Here is a 20,432-nt window from a genome sequence, read left to right on the forward strand (position 1 = left end):
GGCTAGTTGGTTATAGGTAATTTAAATATAAATGACGTTCCTTTGCCTTCTTCACTTTCGACTTCTAGTGTTCCCCCGTGTCCCTTCGTGATAATCTCATAACTCATACTCAAACCTAGTCCAGTGCCCTCACCGGCAGGCTTGGTGGTGAAAAAGGGTTGGAATATTTTATCCCGTACATGATCCGGAATTCCTGGTCCATTGTCGGAGACAGTGATTTGAATACCCCCGGCACCTGAAGGGGTGTCGTCCCACATGGTTTTTACAGTAACTTGAGGTTGGTAATCAAATTCCCCTTGAGGGGGTTGGATGATGAGTTCACGACTCCTCTCTGAAACCGCCTGAAAAGCATTATTGATCAAATTCAGCAAGACTCTTCCAATATCCTGAGGTATCACATTGATCTTGGGTATCGAGGGGTCTAAATCTGTCTTAAACTCTGCGTTAAAGGACTTGTCTTTGGCCCGTAAGCCATGGTAAGCGAGACGCAAGTACTCATCTGCTAACTGATTGATATCAGTAAACTCCTTTTCACCATTGCCACTGCGGGAATGCTGAAGCATGCTTTTCACAATCTCTTCAGCTCGTTTGCCATGATAGGCAATCTTCGTTTCATTACCGAGAAGATCATTGAGGTTAGCCTGAACTTCCTCCTGGTCATTTTTAGCAACTGCATCCTTCAATTCCTCAATGAGCTCTTTATTGAGCTCAGAGAAATTATTGACAAAGTTGAGGGGGTTCTGAATCTCATGCGCGATCCCGGCAGTCAGCTCTCCAAGGGAGGCCATTTTCTCCGCATGGATCAGCTGGGCTTGTGTATTTTGAAGGTCTTGATAGGCTTTTTCTATTTTCTGTGCTTGTGTTAACTGCTGATCTTTTATACGTTCATGTTCTTTTCGGATGGTGCGGTTTTTTTGATACCTGTGTATCAGAAATATTCCACCAGAGAAGACAATGAAGTAGACCAAATAAGCGGCATTAGTTGCCCAAAAAGGAGGTAAAATGGTTATAGCAATAAAGTCACCTTTCTCATTCCAAATGCCATCGGCATTGGAACCTTTTACATGAAAAGTATATTTGCCGGGAGATAGGTTTGTGTATGAAGCGCTTCTTGTAAAAGAAGGGATGCTCCATTCCTTATCATATCCTTTCAGTTTCCATGAATATTGATTGTCTTCCGGTCGCAGATAATGCAGCGCCACAAAGTTGAAGGACAAATCTTTTTGCCAGTGTGATAGGGTTATTTCGTCTGTGTAATCAACCGCGTTAGTAAATATTTCACCATCTGGTGCAGCGTACACACTATCCATGATGGACATGGCAGTGATCCAGACCCTGGGAGGGGTGGTGTTCTTTTCAAACAATTTTTTGGGATCTATTCGATTGAGTCCATTCAATCCACCTATCCAAATTTCATCGGTGCTGCTTTTGAATGTGTTAAAGTTCCTATTTGGTTTTTGTAATCCGTGCGTCTCAGTAAAATTTGTAAAGGTTTCTGTTTTTGGATTAAAAATGGAAAGTCCCCGATAGGTTGGATAATATAAATTACCATACAGATCTTTTTCAATCTCCTGGAATAATGATAAGTAATCATTATGAAGTAGGCCCTCTTCCTCACCATACGTTTTAATAGCACCTGATTCTGGATTGACACGCATTAAGCCACCACCACTATAGGTGGCAGCCCAAAAATTATTGTGCTCATCAACCGTCCAGCCAGAAAATGAACCTTGACTAACCCTGATAAATGCACCGTCTTTGAATTTGTGCAAACCTCCGTCTGTTCCAATCCAAATTTGGTTGAGCTTGTCTTCTGCTATGAATCCAATTTCATTACTTATCAGTGATTTGTCATCATTTGCAATTCTTTTAAAGATAGTGATGCTGTCTGTGGGATTTATGACAATAAGCCCATGATCGTTATCTCCGAAATCCCCTAACCAGGTATTACCCTTGGTATCATGTAATATACAGATAGCACTAAAGGATGTGTCAATCCTATTTGAGTAATCTTCTATGATAGCACCATTGTAATCAAGTACAAATATTCCTGATGAAGTAGTAACCCAAATCTTGTCATCATTTAACGATATCTGGATTACTGACTTATTAGTTAAGAACGTTTCGAAAGATTTTGTAACGGGATCAAATCTACCAATGCCACAGTCCTTATCTATCGTGCCAATCGCGAACCAGAAATTTCCGGAATGATCAACTATTTCATTCCAAAGGAAGGATTGTGCCATTGGCAATTGGTAAGTAGTGAAATCATTTGTTGTGGGATTGAACTTTGAAAGTCCACTTAAAATGGAAGAAATCCATATGTTGTTCTGATGGTCCTCGATAATGAAATTAATGGTATCGGACGGGAGTTGATTTTCTGTTTTGCCTCCGTTGTATAGTTGTATCCGTCTAACCACCTCTTTATACAAATTTGGCCGGGTACCCAACCATTTAATGCCGGAAAAGTCTTTCACGAAGGTCTGAAATATAGTGTAATTAGTTTCAATGTAGGGATTGCTATCCATGTTGAATTGGTTATTGAAGAATGTGAAAGAACCGGTCTCATAAATGTATTGTGCATAAGAGTTCTGTTTAAATCCCTCTACCGGGTGACTAATGATGAAGTAGATACCTAAAGAGTCCTGATAGAGCGGAATAATCGCAATGGCATTACGTTCTTCGTTTGGGTTGTTAAAGATGTTTTGACCATACTCATAGAATTCGGTTTGACCGGATTCTAGATCAATTCGAGTTAGGTTGTTTCCTGAGCTGTACCAAATATTTTCCCTGAAGTCAAAAAAATACCTAAATGACTTGGTAATTGAAGTGTCTGATTTTACATCATAGGACCTAACCACCTGATTACTTTCAGGGTCTATTAAAAAAACCTGCTGATAATTACCTGTGGCTAACAAGCCATTAAATGATCTGATCCCGTAGATTTTTTCCTTCCTGCCCAGCCCGGGTATGGTGTCTCCGGATTTCATAATTGGGTCGAATGCATTCGATTCAGGATTGAACTTCTTTAATTCATAATCTCTTCGATTGAATAGCCAGATGGAGCTATCATTCACGTTTTCTGCAAAAGATAGATTCAGCAAATAATCATTTATACGAAATGTATATTGTCTTTCCGGATAATGGTGAAACTGATTGGTTTTCTGATTATATCGACAGATAACTCCGGAATCAAGCTCATTGGAGTAGCTGTAAAACCAGACATTCTTATTTAAGTCTTCAATCAATACAGAATTTTCAGGGAAAGGAATTTTTGATGAGTCCGGGTGGTAGAGGAAATTTGTAAATGCTCGATTGACTGGGTCATATACAGAAAGTCCTGAATTTTTTAAAACCCCACTTAACCATAGCTTTCCATCTTTCGTTTTTATTGCAGTTATGTTTCCCACTTGCAGGTCGTCTTTATGATTTACGCCATATACTTCAAAGTCATAGCCATCAAATTTCACAAGTCCATTTTGAGTAGCTATCCACATGAAGCCTTGATCATCTTGAATGATGCTCTGCACATACTCCTCGGGCAATCCTTCTTTTACCCCATATTCTTTAAAAGGAATTTGATTTTTTTGACAGAAAGCGGTCAGTGAGATAAAATAGAGAACCCAGGTAAGTTGGTGGAGCATGGTTGGTGATAGATTGGTTGCATAAGCTACTACATTTTGACGTTATTTGCTAGGTAAGACTGCCTTGCATGGATTAAATTATGCTAAAGGGAGCTTTATGATGAAAGAAGATCCTTTTCCTTTTTCACTTTCCATCTCAATGGTGCCGCCATGTCCCGTCGTGATTATTTCATGACTCATTGACAAACCCAGCCCCGTTCCTTGTCCGTTTGGTTTCGTTGTGAAAAAGGGCTGAAAGATTTTACCACGGACTTGATCCGGGATCCCAATGCCATTGTCGGTGACGGTGATTTGGATGGTTTCCGCAAGTTTTTTGGTAGCGACTATGACAAGTGGAATGTCACGCTGAGGCTCTCGAAGTGTGACTTGATTTGCCTCCTCGTCTAACCCTTCGACAAGCTCAGGATGACTCGGATTTTGAGAAACCGCCTGAAAAGCATTGTTGATCAGGTTGAGCAATACCCGCCCAATATCCTGCGGGATTACATTGATCTTGGGTAGGGAAGGGTCTAAGTCTGCTTTAAAGTCCGCATTGAAAGACTTGTCCTTCGCACGCAAGCCATGATAGGCGAGACGCAGGTATTCATCAGCTAACTGGTTGATATCAGTAAGCTCCTTTTCTCCATTGCCACTGCGTGAGTGCTGAAGCATGCTCTTTACGATTTCTTCTGCACGCCTTCCGTGATGATTTATTTTGGATTCATTTGCTTTTAGATCATTGTAAACGGCTTCTATTTCTGCTTGATCATTTGTACTGATTGCTTTCTTCAGATCATCCAATAATTCATTATTCAGATCTGAGAAATTATTGACGAAGTTTAGTGGGTTTTGAATCTCATGTGCAATACCTGCAGTAAGCTCACCCAGAGATGCCATCTTTTCAGAGTGGATGAGTTGATTTTGAGTGGACTTCAGATCTTCCAAGGACTGATTGAGTGCTGACGTTCTTTCGTTTACTTGTTGCTCGAGTAGAATATTCTGATTTGCCAGAATCTCCCTCTTTTCTTCATTGGCTTTAATCACCTTCTGACTTTTCTCATAGACCTCTTTAAGTGTCTCGTTTAATCTTACAGACACATAGCCAATAAGAAACAGCGGCAACACAAGGTTTGCCAAGCTAATAATTGGCTTATCATACTCATTGTAAAAGTCAAGCAGGTATTTGTGTATACTGATATATTGCAAGGTGGCGAGGGTGGAAGCAATCACTCCGGTCACAACCATCCATTGTGCTCCTGTGATGGATTTCCAATGCTTATATAGCAAATTTCCATAATAGGCCAGCATTGCTGTAAAAGCAATGCCAAAAGGGACAGAGATGGAAAAAAGATGAGCAGGTGTATTGGATATCAATAGCGTGATGAAAATGACTACAGACCATTTAGATATACGCTTGAGTAACATCCATTCCAGAATGAATAAACCAAAAATGGTTGTAATGGCCTGCAGGTTAATCAACAAAAGGAACCGTATCTTTTCTGTGAAGTAACCGATATCAAAGAATGAATTGAAATATATAGCAACGGAGGTAAGCATAACAAAGGTGACCAGCCAGGCAATTAGCCTGAATATTTTTTGATCTTTATTTAAGAAATACAAATACCAGAATAGCAAGCAGAGCAGGGTGCTAAAACCAATGCTTAGTGTCCCAAAAATGTAGGCCGTTTTGACCGATCGATCCAGATAATTCAAATATCCGGGCCCGGTTATGGCAATAAAATTTTTGAGATTTGCAGGCTTTAATCGCAGCTCGCGTTGTTGCAGAAGTGATTCATAGTCTACAAAGTGAATGGCCAGAAGGTATTCTCTATTTGCTTGGAGAGCTACAGGAATCGGCTTCTTCAATATGGGATTATAAGCCTCATAGGGATTGCCTGTATCTCCGAATGAATGAAATAACTTACCATCTATGTAGATGTCAGTAGCTGCCCAAAGATCTCTGCCAATTGCAAGGGGCATTCCATCAAACGAATCGTCTAGTTTGATTTTAATTCTGAACCATCCCTCTAGTCTTCCAGTAGCATCTTCCATTTCAGCAGTAAGCTGCACAGGTTTGAATGTTTGCCAGCTTGATACATCTATATTTGGTCGAGACCATTCATGGTTATTTCCCTGTTTAAATATCCATCCGTCTAAAGTTGCCAAAGACAATCGTTGATGGGATTTAAACATCGAGGTATCCAACTTTACCACTTGTTTCTGAGCCAATAATGGCTGACAGAAGTTCAGAAACAGAGCCAATAATATCAGGAATAATCTATGATGCATGGATTGGCAGTCGTATGGTAAATGTTGTTCCCTTGCCAACCACGCTATCAAGCGCAATTGTGCCACCGTGTCCTTTAGAAATGATGTCATGGCTGAGCGATAAGCCAAGTCCAGTACCTGTTCCGGTTGCTTTGGTAGTAAAAAATGGCTGGAATATTTTGTCTTTGATTTTGTCAGGAATGCCGGCACCATTGTCTTTGACCTGAATTTTGATGTGGTCCTCTTCCTTTTGGGTGACAACCTCTACTGTGGGCTTGTACGATGGATCTTTCTTACTTTGTTCCGCAGTTGCATGAAAGGCATTGTTAATCAGGTTTAAAAAAACCCTTCCAATGTCCTGAGAGAGCACTTCAATTTTCGGAAGGTTCTCATCAAGAGTGCACTTAAATTCGGCATTGAACGACTTGTCCTTTGCTCGTAGACCATGGTAGGAGAGGCGAAGAAATTCATCTGCTAAAACATTGATGTCCGTAAGCTCTTTCTTGCCATCACCTCCTCTGGAGTGCTGAAGCATGCCTTTGACAATACCTTCTGCTCGTTTTCCATGATGGATGATTTTCTCTTCATTCTCCTTTAGATCCTTCAGTATTTCAGCGGCCTCCTTAGCATCACCCGATTTTAGTGCTTCTTCTAGCTCTTCAATTAATTCAGCATTTAGGTCTGAAAAGTTGTTCACGAAATTTAGCGGATTCTGAATTTCATGGGCGATCCCTGCGGTTAGCTCACCCAAAGATGCCATTTTCTCCGCATGGATCAATTGGCTTTGTGTAGAGCGAAGTTCCCCCAAAGCATCTTCGGCCATTCGCTTGGCTTTTTCCAACTGCACAAAATCTTCGTATCGGGTGTAAGCGATGGAAAACGTATCTGCAACATCTTGTAATAAATCCAGATTGTTCTCATTCAGAAACTCCTCTGTTCCTATGTATAGCATCCCTTGCTTGAAGGGAACAAACTGTAGACATAGTCTTTCAGGTGGGGCGGAGGAATGTTGGTACATATTGGGGCTCTCCACCAACCCTTGCTTCGCTAGCCCCACAGACCATTCAATGAATTCTTCTTTGCTCCACTCTTCCCGGAATATCTCTTGCCGGATCCAGTGATTACTGGCTGATTGTGTAATCTCACTATTATCAAAATCCAAGGTTAGTACCGCTATCGACTCACCGAGGGGGGTTGAAAGGTACATGTTAATCTTGCGGGCCTGTTCATCCATAATAAAAACCCCACACCTGAAAAATGAGATTCCAAGTGCACTTAGCTCCATCCAAATAAAAGGAGTCAGTTTTTCCAAATCATTTTGAGTTCTCATCGAGGAAATTTCCGCACGAATACGGTCTAATGAAGCTTGTTTACGTGCTTCTTTTGCTTGCTCAGCGGCTTTTTGCAGATCGTCAAAACGCTGATAGGCCAGATCAAACGTTCGAGCCATTTTGATGACGATTAGCTCTGTGTCCTCATCGGGTTCCGTCATCATGTCGAGGGTGAGTAAGCCGCTGGAAAAGCTACCAAAGGGGTTCCATTGTGTTTTGAGCTTGTTGTTTTCAATCGCTCTTTTCAGACTTTGATAATTCTCTTCATCTACCAATTTCCATTCTTCCAGCTCCTTTTTGTTTTTCTCCAGGTCGTACTCTATTACAAAGTATTCTTCGCCTTGCTTCCACTTGCGCCAGAATTCCCCCAGCATGTTGAAATCCCGTGGATCATAAGTGGATTTATGATCACGGGTATAGCCCATATTGCCGGGATCGGAGATGTCCCACATGGTCACAATGTCATTTTCATCAATCAGAATAAATGCAGCACCCGTGATGCCTTCAATGCCAAGCACCGTGATCTCTTTGATGAGCGTCTGTGTTACTTTGACCAGGTCACTGGGTTTATGCATGGCCATGGCTTCAGATCGTACACGCTCCACTGCTGCTTCAATCTGTGCTTCACGTGCCTGATGTTCCGCTTGTTTCAGGTCTTCAAAGCGCCTGTATGCCAAGTCAAATGCACTGGCAAACCTTCTCAGCGTTTCAATTCCTTCTTTTGGTGGCTCAGGGATGTTGCCCGGCAAACTGTAACCAATTTCACCATGCGTGGTACGGGCCATGATAAAGGTGAGCCCACCAAGATTTCGTACGTCTTCCAGACTGGGGGCATTCGGATCCAGCCGCTCGAAATCACCCATAGAAATCATCTTATCGACATATGTCACTGCTGTGTCGGCATCCATGGGGAAGACTAACGTAGGCTCTTGTCCTTTTTCCCATTTGTCTACCAGTGGGATGTCACCATGGATATGTCGGGGTAGTTTCATCACCATGCCAATGCGCGCACCATCACCGGCGGTCATGGCTTTTTCGTATCTATCAGGCAGCCACCTCATGTGCCAGAAGTAATGCGCTTCGTGTCCCAGTGCTACAAATTCTTTTCGCATAGTCACCACGATATCCTGAAGATCTTTTGATTCCTTCATGGCAGTGGCCTGGGCTCTGATGCGTTCTAATGCAGCCTCAACCTGAGCTTCCAGGGTTTGCTCTTCAGCTTTTTTAAGATCCAGGAAGCGGTTGTATGATTGCTCAAAAACCTTCCCAATTCTCAGCAAAATATCGATTTGCTCTTTGGAGTAGAATAGTCCTTTGTAATTGGATATAACCAGAAAAATATTTGACATGAGCGTAAAGGTTCTGGCATGTGGACGTTTTGCCATTTGATCCCAGATATCTTGATCAATAAATCTTAGGTTGTCACATTTGGCGATGTGCCTAATCCACTTTTCATGTTGCTTCGGAGTTAAACAATCCTCAAAAAAATCAAGGTTTTTCGCTTGAGCCTGCTCGTACCGGTCAAATACGGGATGTTTGATTCGGGGCACTTCGATAAAAACCGCTTCTTTCCAACCGCTCATTGAAATCCAAAAGCGATAGGACTCCTTCTGATTCAGCTGGCCAAAACTTACACTTCCATACTTAAAACCCAATGCGGTTAATTGTTCAGACATCACCTTGATAACATCTAAAAGCCCTTCACTGCTTTGCATGGCCATTGACGCTGCTCTGACTCGTTCTAATGCTGCCTCTACTTCGAGCTCTCTTTCGAGAGCTTCTATTTTGGTTAATAAAACCTGATCTTTTTTTGAGGAAACGTTCGACTTTGGTGCTTTGGGTGAAGGCATACTGTTGGCGGAACACAAGGTTCTTTTTTAGGATTAGCTAGGCAGTGTAAACCCTTAATTTACCAGAGTTTAAGGAATGAAACAAGTGCATGATTTACTCTGAATCAAATCAAAGAATATATTGGCGGCAAACAAGCTATTAAAATTAACTGATAAACTAAGATGTTTTCAGTAGGATGAGTCATCTTGAGTTTATCGAAGGATCGGGCTAAGCAGAGGGTTGTTACCAACTCACCCCGGCCCCCCTCTATTATTAGAGAGGGGCGTGGTTCGCCGTTACGGCGATCGGGAGGTGTTAATAATCAATTGTAGTAGGCTTAATCAAACCTCTACAACCCCAAACCTCCACTTATCACAAAATCCATTCTACCTTCTATACGGATGAGTATATTTATCATCTTGATTTAAACCTAACCCTTATACTAATGAAGAGATTACAACTTATTCCAGTGTTACTATTCGCATTTGTTTCGTATGCTCAGGAAAGCATTGATGCGGAAGCCATTGAAAAAATTAAAAAAGAAGGGCTTGAAAACTCACAAGTAGAGCAAATTGCCTTTGAACTGATAGATAAAGCTGGGCCAAGACTTTCCAATTCTCCTGGATACGATCGGGCTGCTTCCTATGCGATCAATCAGCTAACTGAGTGGGGTTTGGAAAACGCGCAGAAGGAGGCCTGGGGCGAGTTTGGTCGCGGATGGGAAGTTAATAAAAGCTACATCGCGATGACCAAACCATATTATATGCCATTCATTGCAGTACCGGAAGCATGGACAGAAAGTACAGATGGTGAAGTTTCAGGTGAAGTACTTTTCGTAGAGATTAATAATGAAGAAGATTTTGAGAAGTACAGGGGAAAGTTAAAAGGGGCGATTGTAGCATTTAAGCCAAGAGGAGATCAGTCACCCACTTTTGAGGCTGATGCGTTACGATATACTGAAGAAGACCTGGATGAAATGACTGAGCCGCGTACAGAAAGAAGGCAATGGACAGAAGATGAAATAGCTGCCTTTCGTAAGCGAAGGGCTTTTGGCACCACATTGAATACATTTCTTAAAGATGAAGGGGTTGCATTGATTATTAAAGGAGTGAGGGGCAGACACGGTACACTTTTTACCAGCAGCCCGAGGAGCTACGATAAAGATACACCAGCGGGTGTTTGTGAATTGGAGACAGCTCCGGAGCACGTCAATCTTATGGCGCGTCTTGTTGAGAATGGAGTATCAGTAGAAGTGGAAGCAGAGGTAAAAACTACGTTTAAAACGGACGATCTTACAGGATATAATGTAGTGGCAGAGATACCCGGTTCTGATCCTGATTTAAAGGATGAAATAGTAATGTTAGGTGGACATTTAGATTCCTGGCATGGTGGTACAGGGGCTACCGATAATGGAGCAGGATGCATCGTGATGATGGAAGCAGTTCGTATTCTTCAAGAAGCTGGTCTTCAACCAAAACGAACGGTACGCATTGCCTTATGGGGTGGGGAGGAACAAGGAATTTTTGGGTCTCGCAACTATGTGAAAAACCACTTTGGTGATGCTGAAACGATGGCGCTAAAACCAGAACACAGCAAAATATCCGCTTATTATAACATCGACAATGGTACAGGAAGAATCCGGGGCATCTATTTGCAGGGCAATGAAGAAGTAGGTCCCATTTTCAAGGATTGGTTTGGCTCATATGATGACATCATGGAAAATACCACCATTACGGTAAGAAATACCGGAGGAACGGACCATTTAGGGTTTGATGCAATCGGCATACCAGGTTTTCAATTTATTCAGGATCCGGTGGAGTATTGGTCTCGGACTCACCATACCAATATGGATACGTACGAGCGCCTGGTGATCGATGATTTGAAACAGATTGCAACCATCGTTGCTGGATTTGTATACAACACAGCCATGCGAGATGAGATGCTGCCGAGGGAGGAGTTGGAGGTGGTAGAGTCGGATTAGTAGCTTTTACTTTTTGTAGCCCTACTTAAGTGCTAATCTTTGAAAATGATTCTTACATTCAGGTGTGAGGTGAGGATAGACCTTAACTAAGTGTGGGTGCGTCTGATTTAAGTGCCCACCAAACATATCATTCCCAACAACAGGCTCATGATGTTTACTTCATTGAATAATCTCGATGGCCACATCATCTAACCACACAGTTCCTGGGTCCCTGAGGTAGACTCCATAAGTAATACTTGCCGCCTCCTCAGGAACTTTTGTCTCTACTTCATAAATACTCCAATCAGAAGTTTCTATTCTTATACTATCCAGGCTGTCAAATATGGGAGGTAATCCCTGATGAGCACTTTCCAGTACATCCGGATCAATGGAGAGCCGGAGAAAGGCAAAGCCTGGAGCTTGTACGTCCGATCGGCATGCTGCTTTTATGCGAATTGTTTTGCCTATGTATGGTGAAGCATCAATCCTCTGTGTTAGGTTGGGGGTGATCTCACCGTACGAAAGGCCCGCAGGCCGATGAACCATGGCTGCATTGTTCCCGCGGTAAGGGTTTCGGTCTGTGACTAATAACTTTACACCCAGGCGTTGAAATTTAGACCATACCAACCATCCTTCAGGTAATTCACCCGCAGGGTTGTCCTCAAAATCCAAATTAGCTGGAGTTTTTAATTTTTTGTCCAGCATCCAGATGTTATCATAATCAGCATCGTTGATAGCGTTTACAGCAGCGGTTGAGTCCAGGTAAACAAGTACATCATAAGCCTCTGCCGGTACATATGACCAAAAATAGTCTTCGGGCTTCATTTCATTGTATCCGCCTCCAGAATGTCTGGTTGACCGCTTCGTATAAAACCAATCGCGGATTGGACCTGTTTGTGGTAACTGCTGCATATCTACCATGGCTAGGGAATGTTTAGCTGAAGCTAAGGCGTGCTCCAAGGTGCCTGTTGGTGCCTGACCAACGGTAAAGGTGTGCATGCCCCTGGATGGCATATTTGCATCAATGGCATTAAAAGATCCTTTATTAAAAAACAGTCCAAATATTTTTAACTGGTCGCCATACCTTTTTCTAAGGTAATAACCATGCATATTGGTTTCACCCTTTGGGGCAGCATTTGATACATGGCAATTATGCGCCCAGACAATAGCTTTTGATGTCGCTCCTTCCCGGTCGAGGCTCCATTTGATATTTTCAGCCTGACCCATCTCCCTCAGATCCAGGAAATTTTCACCTTCATTGAAACATGCATCGATCCAAATTTCAACCTGCCTCGCATGTTGGCGTGCCCATGCCCATTGCCTTTCGCTTGTTAAGGAAATGTATTTTTGCTTGTTTTTTTGGAACGCTTTCATGACGCGCTTTATCTCCAATAAGCTCGCCTGATCATATTCTTCAGGGATAAAAGGTCTTCGGCCCAACCCAATGGGATCGGAAAACTGGATTTCCAGGATGGACAACTCGGGTTTAATGGATAGCCATAGCTCAGGATCTACTTCTCTTAAGTATTCTAACATGACTCGTGCTGCCCGCTCGGGATCCTGGATATCAAAACCGTAAAATTTGACTTTTCTCTCATGATTTGAATCTGCATTATAGGCTCGCATCCACTCAAGCAAGGCAAGGATTTCTTTTGTATCCCAGGTCCAAAAATAAATGCCGGCCAGGGCCTTTATTGGGTCTCCAATACCATCGATCACGTATCGATTTATATCATAGGCCTCACCAAAGGGACATTCAAGAGCAAAGATGTTGAAGCCATGCTCCTTAACCAGGTATTCAATAATTCGGTGTTTGAGTTGGAATACTTCCCGATTGCCATGGGTAGGCTCCCCCAAAGAAACGATCCGCGAATCACCAATCATTTTCGATAATGGTTCAAGATCTTCAAATCCGCTACCGGGGAGTACCGTTTTGAGGGGAATGGCATGATCGGCGATCCAATGGTTTACTTTCTTTTCGGTAGAATCCTCTACGCAAGAGGTTAAAAGTAGAAGAAGCAAGCAAAAGGTTTTTTTTAAGGGTTTCATGTATTGCAGTGTATATGCTTCATGAAATCCAATTATGGGGGTACTGGTCATTCCATGAGCTTCATTTCGGTGTTAAGCGGAATAAGATAGGCATAATAGCTACCAGTTGAAAATCTTATTGCCGGGATGTGATTGGATCAAGCCTCACGGAGAGGGGATGCGCAAATAGGATGTAGCTTTTTTTCAGTTATCAGAGGTAATTAACCAGTGAGCATTACTTCCCGATACAAAACTTAGAAAAGATGTTCTCCAGCAGATCATCGGTCGTTACCTCTCCGGTGATCTCACCGAGATGGAAGAGGGCAGATCGTATGTCTTGAGCCACCAGGTCATTACTCATTTGCATGTTGATACCTTCAATCACCCGGTTGAGTGCCTCATTGGTTTGCTGCAAGCTCTGAAGGTGTCGGGCGTTGGTAACTATCACATCGCTGGAGCTTTTAGTTTCCTGAACAAACTCCTTCAGTCGAACTTTCAGGTCGTCTAAATGGGTCTTGCTTTTTGCAGAGATAAACACCGGGCTTTCTTCTGCAATCGCATCCATCAGCTCCTGCTGTGCTTCGTCTTCCTTATTGCCAACGACAAGGTATGGTACCTCTGACTGTTTTAGGCCCTTTAATTGCTCTTCAATATCATGAATGGTATCGTTCGCCAGATCAATCATATAGATCACCAGGCTGGCTTGTTTCATCTTCTCCAGCGTACGTCTCACACCTATGCTTTCCACCTGATCTTCCGTTTCTCTAATACCCGCAGTGTCAATGAAGCGGAACGCAATTCCATCAATGTAAATTTGATCTTCAATGAAGTCTCTTGTGGTGCCAGCCACATCAGAAACGATTGCTTTTTCTTCGTTGAGCAACGCATTCAATAGGGTGGACTTTCCTGCATTTGGTTTTCCTGCGATAACTGTGGGGATACCGTTTTTAATGGCATTTCCGTATTCAAAGCTGGCGATCAGCGATTGGATCAGGGTTTGGATCTTATCGATAAGGTCTATCAATCCCTGCCGGTCGGCAAACTCCACATCTTCCTCTGCAAAGTCCAATTCCAGTTCAATCATAGAGGCAAAGTGTACCAGCTGTTCGCGTAAGTTCTTGATCTCATCACTGAAACCACCCCGCATCTGCTTCATGGCCGTCTGTTGCATGCTGGCATTCTCAGATGCTATTAGGTCAGCTACTGCCTCTGCCTGTGCCAGATCAAAGCGACCATTTAAAAATGCTTTCTGTGTGAACTCTCCGGGTTTTGCAAGTCGGGCGCCTTTCTTCACCAGTAGGTTCAGGATCTTTTGTAGGATGTATTGCGAGCCGTGGCTGGAGATCTCAATCACATCTTCTTTGGTGTAGGAGTGAGGCCCTTTGAAGATCGATACAAGCACCTCATCGATAATGGTGTTTTCATCATCTCGTATGGTTCCCAAGTGGATGGTATGAGAGGCAACTTTGGTCAAGTCTTTTCCTCGAAATAGCCCGTTTACTATCTCAATGGTATCGGATCCGGATACGCGTATAATACCCAAAGCACCTTGTCCGGGAGGGGTGGCTAACGCTGTAATGGTGTCATTGATGTGAGACATGGGTGCAAAAGTATAGGAGAAATGGAGATGTTTTTCTTTACTTTCTTCCTTAATGAAGAAAGTGTCTATCACTGCATCATCTATCCCTCTCTAAGCTAGAGAGGGGCTGAGGTGAGTTTGTAATTCAGGAGGCTCTTCATTTTACCTTGATGCAAAAACGAATCGGAACGGCTTTCCGCCAAAAGATCATGTCAAATCGAAGATTCACGAGGGATAGGAGGGTATGGTGTGTGTATGTAAAATCAATCCAAATGACTTGTTCTATAAGATTCCCAAGTCTCGCTTGTTCCTCGCTCGCAAGGGAATAGGGGGTAGTTCATGGTTTAAACTGTAGAAAAAGCCCTCAAAGGCAACATTGCTGTTCTTAACACTTACGCGAATTCTGTATCCTTCGATTCTACAATTATGATAGTTTTACTCATTTCATTTGCAAATAGGAAATAAATAATTATATATTTGTTTTGTAAATAGGAAATAAATAGGACTAATATGAAACTCGGAGCTTTTGAGGAATTGGTATTATTGGCAGTAGGGGTGCTCGGTGAAGATGCCTATGGCGTTACCATCAAGGAGATCCTGAAAGAGAAAACCAAGAAGAATCCAAGTATTGGAGCATTGCATTCAGCATTGTATCGCTTGGAGGAGAAAGGTTATTTAGAGGCTTCTGAAGGAGGAGCTACCAGCGAGCGGGGAGGGAGGCGGAAGAAATACTATCGTCTTACTAATCATGGAATAAAAGTATTGGAAGAAGCGAACGAGCTGCGGATGGCCTTCTCAAGAGAAGTGCCGGGACTAAATCTGAATACCAGCTCATGAGCACACAACCCAATCCACCAAAGCTTGCCGGAAAGATCCTTCAATGGTTTTGTTCGGAAGAGGTATTAGAGTTTCTTCAGGGAGACCTGGAAGAACTGTATTACCTCCGGTTAAAGCGGAATGGAAGATTCAAAGCTGCCCTTCATTATTTTCTGGATGTATTCAGTGCAGTACGTCCATTTGCATTCAAACAATCAAGGTCAAACTCAAATATTGCTATGTTAAAAAACTTCTACTTCACTTCAGTAAGGAATTTCGCAAGGAATAAGCGCTATTTCCTTACCAATCTCACAGGACTAACCATCGGTCTAACCAGTTTTGTGCTTATTGCCTTCTATATTATAAATGAGCTCAGTTACGATCGTTTTCATACAAAGTATGAACAGATCTATCGGGTGAGTAACGTCGCGGTGATAAATGGCAAGCAGAACAGGGAAGCACCTGCAAGTGCACCACTAGCTGCAGTGGCGTTGAATGATTATGCCGCTGTTAAAAGTGCGGTGAGAATCGTTCAAAGTGATCCAGTCTTGCTGGAAGAAGGTGATCGTAAATTCATAGAAGATGGTCTTTTTTATGTAGACCCTTCCTTTTTTGAGCTTTTCGATTTCAACTTAATCGATGGAAAGTCGAAGGAGGTCTTTAAGCATCCTCGATCACTTGTTCTTACTACATCTTATGCTGAAAAATTCTTTGGAGACCAGCGAGCGGTAGGCAAGCAAATCCAGCTTGATACAGATTCGTCATTCTATATCATTACTGGAATAGTCGCAGACCCGCCTCCCAATTCACACATTCAGTTTGATATGTTGGCTTCCCTTAATTCACTTCCTGATGTAGACAAAGGCAATAACTGGATTGGAAATGGAGCACACACGTATTTATTGCTTAATGAAGCAACTGATGTCAAAGATTTGGAAGAAAGCATGCGTGACATCTTTTACAATCATATGGCTCCTCAGATTGAATACTATACAGGGCAAACCATCGGTGAGTGGGAGGCTTCCGGAAACTGGGTAGGGTATGAGCTCATGTCGATGAAAGACATTCATCTTAAATCCGATTTCACAAAGGAGCTAACACCTATTGGAAACCTATCCTACCTATACATTTATGCCGTCATTGGTTTCATCATTCTCTTTATTGCCATCTTCAACTATGTGAACATGGCTACTGCACAATCAGCTACTCGAGCTAGAGAGGTAGGCATTCGAAAGGTGATGGGCTCCAGCTGGTCACTGCTGGTAAAGCAGTTTATCTTTGAATCTGTTCTATTAGCACTTTCAGCCGGGATATTAGCAGCCTTTCTATCCTATACACTACAGCCATCATTTGAATGGATGTTACAAAAAGAATTGGCATTCGGCATCCTCTCCAGTTTTTGGGGACCTATAGCGCTTATCATCTTTGCCACACTTGTAGGAATTCTGTCTGGTAGTTATCCAGCATTTGTACTTTCCAGATTTCATCCGATTTGGGCCATGAAGAACACCTTGTCACCAGTAGGTACCTCAGGTTGGCTTAGAAATGGGCTCGTGGTAATCCAGTTTGCTGCTTCCATTGTGATCATTATAGTAACACTGGTTGTTTACAATCAGATCGATTACATGCTTACCAAGAATCTGGGCTTTGATAAAGAGCAGGTAATGGTGATTAGACGTCCGGATGCCCTACAGAATCATCTGGAGACGTTTGAAAATGAATTGATTGCAATGAGCAATGTCCAGCAGGTGTCACACACCAAAACCCTGCCTGGAAAGGGGTATGATATTCGATCATATCGCCCTAAGGATAAAGGTGAAACGTTTTTGTTTCCAAATAATCTGGTAGATCAGAACTATCATCAGGTGATGAATATTGAAATGGTTGCTGGACGTTTCTTTTCTGAGGAACATAAACAGACAGACGTCCATGCAGTGGTAATCAATGAAGCAGCAGCGAAGGCTTTAGGATATGATGATCCTGTAGGCCAGAAGCTCACTTCTCCATGGCATATGGATGAGTTAATAACGATCATTGGTGTAGTAAAAGACTATTATGTTGAATCATTGCACCAGCCCATTATGCCGATATCACTAGAGCTTCTCACTGATGATGCCCCGCAGTATATCAGCGTTCGGTTGAAAAGTGATCAGGATGTAAGAAAGACCATCGAGCAAATCGATGTGTTGTGGGCTGGCTATACGAATGATCATCCATTTCAGTACTTCTTTATGGATGAGGAATACGAAAAACTGTATCAAAACGAGGCAGCCACGGCACAGATCTTTCTGGTTTTGGCATCATTATCAATTCTCATTGCATGCTTAGGATTGGTTGGTCTCATCTCATTCAATATCTCAACCCGTAGAAAGGAGGTGGGTATTCGTAAAGTGTTGGGAGCCAATACAACTACACTAGTCTGGTTACTGTCTAACAGCATGGTGCGTACCACGCTTATAGGAACATTGATTTCATGGCCTGTGGCATACGTTGCTACCGATTACTGGCTTCAGAATTTCGCTGAACGGACAACAATTAATGCGTGGAGTTTCGTTCTGGCCACCGTGATTGTTTTTTTAATTGGTGGATTAGCTATCAGCTTTCAGACGATTAGAGCTTCACTTACCAACCCGGTGGAGAGTTTGAAGCAGGAGTGATTATCAGTCACTAATGTCATGCTCTTTGATACAGGCTTTTAAAATATATTTTTAATTTAAGTGTAACCATTTGGTTTCTTTTTAGTATACTTGTAACCGAAAGGTTTCATATTATGCGACGAGATGTATTTCAGGCGGTAGCAGATCCAACCCGGAGAGGGATATTAGATATCCTTTCTGAACAACCACAAAATGTAAATGAGTTGGCAGATAATTTTCAAATGAGCAGGCCAGCTGTTTCAAAACATTTGAGAATACTCAAAGAATGTGGATTAGTGTCTACTAAGAAGAAGGGCAGGGAGCGCTATTGTCATGCCAACCTTGACAAACTAGGAGAGATCGCATTGTGGGTGCATCAGTATCGTCGATTCTGGAATACACGCCTGGATAAACTGGAAGCCTTGCTAAAAGAAGAAGACAACAAATAACTAATTACTACCATGGATAAATACGGAAAACTAATCGAAGATCACACCTTACAATTTGAGCGATTGCTGCCAGGCCCCATCGATCGGGTATGGGAATACCTCACCGATGGAGATAAAAGAGCCCTATGGTTTGCTGGTGGACCCATGGATACGGTAGCAGGCGGGAAGGTGGAATATCAATTCAATCATGACCTCTTGTCGCCTGAAGAAGAAGAGATTCCTGAAAAGTACAAAGATCTGGAGGGAGGGATGACTTCTATTGCTGACGTTCTCACCTATGATAAACCACGCTTACTCGTGATTGGCTGGGAAGGGGGTGAAGTTACTTTCAAACTAGAAGAACTGGGAGGTCAGGTTAAACTCACCTTGACACACTCAAACCTAAAAACAGATCGAGATGCACGAATTGGGACATTCGCGGGATGGCACACCCATTTGGATATTCTGACCGACCGTTTAAGTGAGAAGAACCCTAAAGCCTTTTGGAAGGCTCATTCAGCTATGGAAGAAGAGTATGAGAAGAGGGTAGATTCTTAGCACATGAATAGAATGAGATTGCTTGCCGTACCTCCCCGCAATGGCGTAAATAAAATTATAACGTCATCGAGAGTATAGCGAAGCGATCTCGTAATCAGATGCAAATTCTCTACTGAGTCTTCCTTGAAGCAGAATAAAACCAAATTCCAAACACCAGCAAGAATCCGCCTGCGATAGCTATTGCAACAGATGATTCAATCAGGAATATGATTAAAGCAGCAGATGCTATCAATCGCACGTATTCGATTGGGATCCAATTTCTTCTATTCTCCATAAGGATACCCATCTGAGCAATGGACCATATGATGAATCCAGCCATAGCCAGTTTTATCTCTAAAGAAAAGTTGGATTGAGTGAATAGAAATAAAGAAGTAAAACCAAGGACCAGTATGAACTGAACGAACACATATCGGATCATGGGCATGTGCGGATGCACGTCAAACTTCCGATAGGTTTTCTTGTCCACCTCTGGTGCTATCTGGTAGCCACCTAATTCAATTGGCTGCCAACCGGGTTTGTAGAAGAGCACTTTAATCTTATTCAAGAAGCCTGGAGTTGCTTTCACCTGGTTAGTCATATCTACGATAGGAAGGATATTGGCCCAAACCGGATTCCAGGTATTTGTAGGCTTAGTCACTCCATAGGTTGGCTTTTCTTCTTCTTGTTGAAAGGTACCAAACATGCGATCCCAGATCATCAATGTTCCGGCATGATTCTTATCTATGTATTTGGGGTTTCTTCCATGATGTACGCGATGGTGCGAAGGGGTATTAAAAACGTACTCAAACCACCTCGGAAGCTTGTCAATAGCCTCAGTATGAATCCAGAATTGATAAATAAGGTTTATTCCTTTTACTGTAAGAAATGCATAAGTATTAAAACCAAGTAGCGCCAGTGGTAAGTAGAAAACCATGGCAAATGCACCTCCAAAAGAAGCCTGTCGAAGTGCTACAGATAAGTTGTAATCCTCACTTTGATGATGGACTACATGGGCCGTATTCCATAGAAAATTGATCTCATGACTGGCGCGATGAAACCAATAATACATTAAATCCACTAACAGAAACAACAGAATATAACTCCACCAGACATTAGGGATGGAAGCTAACGACCAATACTCGTATACGTACTGATACATGGCTATCGACAACACACCCCAGAGCGCATTTGTTACCTGAGAGGAAATTCCACAGCTGATGTTAGAAATTGCATCATTTGTTCGATATACTTTCACCTTTTTTACCAGCTGGTAGATAAGCTCAAGCCCGATGAGGGTGAAGTAGAGAGGGATGGAAAGAATAACCGGGTTGAAGTCCATATCCAAAATTAATGATATGGCATAACAATTCTTTCCTGCGCTGCTTAGATTTGCGGT

The 20,432-nt window shown here is 42.5% G+C and carries 11 protein-coding genes; 5 read left to right on the forward strand and 6 right to left on the reverse strand.

Features of this window, described 5'->3' with window-relative positions; genetic code table 11:
- Positions 1-2 precede the first annotated feature (2 nt).
- From ACXAH9_RS15805 to ACXAH9_RS15815, 3 genes are all read right to left on the reverse strand, one after another.
- On the reverse strand, positions 3-3,644 hold the full coding sequence (locus ACXAH9_RS15805; protein WP_474895826.1) for a sensor histidine kinase: 3,642 nt from the start codon (positions 3,642-3,644) through the stop codon (positions 3-5).
- Between the two features lie 78 nt (positions 3,645-3,722).
- Entirely contained in the window at positions 3,723-5,912 is a 2,190-nt protein-coding gene (locus tag ACXAH9_RS15810) for a sensor histidine kinase (protein ID WP_474895827.1), read from the reverse strand.
- Complete coding sequence (locus ACXAH9_RS15815; protein ID WP_474895828.1) at positions 5,902-9,072, reverse strand: sensor histidine kinase; 3,171 nt, start codon at positions 9,070-9,072, stop codon at positions 5,902-5,904. Before ACXAH9_RS15815 ends, ACXAH9_RS15810 begins: the two co-directional genes overlap by 11 nt.
- Positions 9,073-9,497: 425 nt before the next feature.
- Between ACXAH9_RS15815 and ACXAH9_RS15820 the strand changes: the two genes are divergently transcribed.
- Positions 9,498-11,033: a M20/M25/M40 family metallo-hydrolase gene (locus tag ACXAH9_RS15820; RefSeq protein WP_474895829.1), complete on the forward strand. Its 1,536-nt coding sequence runs from the start codon at positions 9,498-9,500 to the stop codon at positions 11,031-11,033.
- Positions 11,034-11,192: 159 nt separating this feature from the next.
- Here ACXAH9_RS15820 and ACXAH9_RS15825 read toward each other — a convergent pair whose 3' ends face one another.
- Positions 11,193-13,034: an erythromycin esterase family protein gene (locus ACXAH9_RS15825; RefSeq protein WP_474895830.1), complete on the reverse strand. Its 1,842-nt coding sequence runs from the start codon at positions 13,032-13,034 to the stop codon at positions 11,193-11,195.
- Positions 13,035-13,275: 241 nt separating this feature from the next.
- Entirely contained in the window at positions 13,276-14,640 is a 1,365-nt protein-coding gene (gene mnmE / locus ACXAH9_RS15830) for a tRNA uridine-5-carboxymethylaminomethyl(34) synthesis GTPase MnmE (RefSeq protein WP_474895831.1), read from the reverse strand.
- A gap of 489 nt (positions 14,641-15,129) precedes the next feature.
- Between mnmE and ACXAH9_RS15835 the strand changes: the two genes are divergently transcribed.
- From ACXAH9_RS15835 to ACXAH9_RS15850, 4 genes are all read left to right on the forward strand, one after another.
- Positions 15,130-15,456 (forward strand): PadR family transcriptional regulator, encoded by a 327-nt coding sequence (locus ACXAH9_RS15835; protein ID WP_474895832.1) that lies wholly within the window; start codon positions 15,130-15,132, stop codon positions 15,454-15,456.
- Positions 15,453-18,092: an ABC transporter permease gene (locus ACXAH9_RS15840; RefSeq protein ID WP_474895833.1), complete on the forward strand. Its 2,640-nt coding sequence runs from the start codon at positions 15,453-15,455 to the stop codon at positions 18,090-18,092. Before ACXAH9_RS15835 ends, ACXAH9_RS15840 begins: the two co-directional genes overlap by 4 nt.
- 113 nt (positions 18,093-18,205) lie before the next feature.
- Positions 18,206-18,520 (forward strand): ArsR/SmtB family transcription factor, encoded by a 315-nt coding sequence (locus ACXAH9_RS15845; protein WP_474895834.1) that lies wholly within the window; start codon positions 18,206-18,208, stop codon positions 18,518-18,520.
- 12 nt (positions 18,521-18,532) lie between these two features.
- The gene (locus ACXAH9_RS15850; protein ID WP_474895835.1) at positions 18,533-19,057 is read left to right on the forward strand and encodes an SRPBCC family protein; all 525 of its coding nucleotides are present in this window, start codon (positions 18,533-18,535) and stop codon (positions 19,055-19,057) included.
- A 109-nt stretch (positions 19,058-19,166) separates the two neighbouring features.
- Here ACXAH9_RS15850 and ACXAH9_RS15855 read toward each other — a convergent pair whose 3' ends face one another.
- Positions 19,167-20,375, reverse strand: a complete 1,209-nt coding sequence (locus ACXAH9_RS15855) for a sterol desaturase family protein (RefSeq protein WP_474895836.1) — start codon at positions 20,373-20,375, stop codon at positions 19,167-19,169.
- Between the last annotated feature and the right edge of the window lie 57 nt (positions 20,376-20,432).

Source organism: Ekhidna sp. ABH4_415 (genome assembly GCF_056161305.1).

Coding starts and splice junctions, on each gene's coding strand:
- ACXAH9_RS15845 (WP_474895834.1), top strand. CDS start 18,206: ATGCGACGAGATGTATTTCAGGCGGTAGCAGATCCAACCCGGAGAGGG.
- ACXAH9_RS15855 (WP_474895836.1), bottom strand. CDS start 20,375: ATGGACTTCAACCCGGTTATTCTTTCCATCCCTCTCTACTTCACCCTC.
- ACXAH9_RS15810 (WP_474895827.1), bottom strand. CDS start 5,912: ATGCATCATAGATTATTCCTGATATTATTGGCTCTGTTTCTGAACTTC.
- mnmE (WP_474895831.1), bottom strand. CDS start 14,640: ATGTCTCACATCAATGACACCATTACAGCGTTAGCCACCCCTCCCGGA.
- ACXAH9_RS15815 (WP_474895828.1), bottom strand. CDS start 9,072: ATGCCTTCACCCAAAGCACCAAAGTCGAACGTTTCCTCAAAAAAAGAT.
- ACXAH9_RS15840 (WP_474895833.1), top strand. CDS start 15,453: ATGAGCACACAACCCAATCCACCAAAGCTTGCCGGAAAGATCCTTCAA.
- ACXAH9_RS15835 (WP_474895832.1), top strand. CDS start 15,130: ATGAAACTCGGAGCTTTTGAGGAATTGGTATTATTGGCAGTAGGGGTG.
- ACXAH9_RS15850 (WP_474895835.1), top strand. CDS start 18,533: ATGGATAAATACGGAAAACTAATCGAAGATCACACCTTACAATTTGAG.
- ACXAH9_RS15805 (WP_474895826.1), bottom strand. CDS start 3,644: ATGCTCCACCAACTTACCTGGGTTCTCTATTTTATCTCACTGACCGCT.
- ACXAH9_RS15820 (WP_474895829.1), top strand. CDS start 9,498: ATGAAGAGATTACAACTTATTCCAGTGTTACTATTCGCATTTGTTTCG.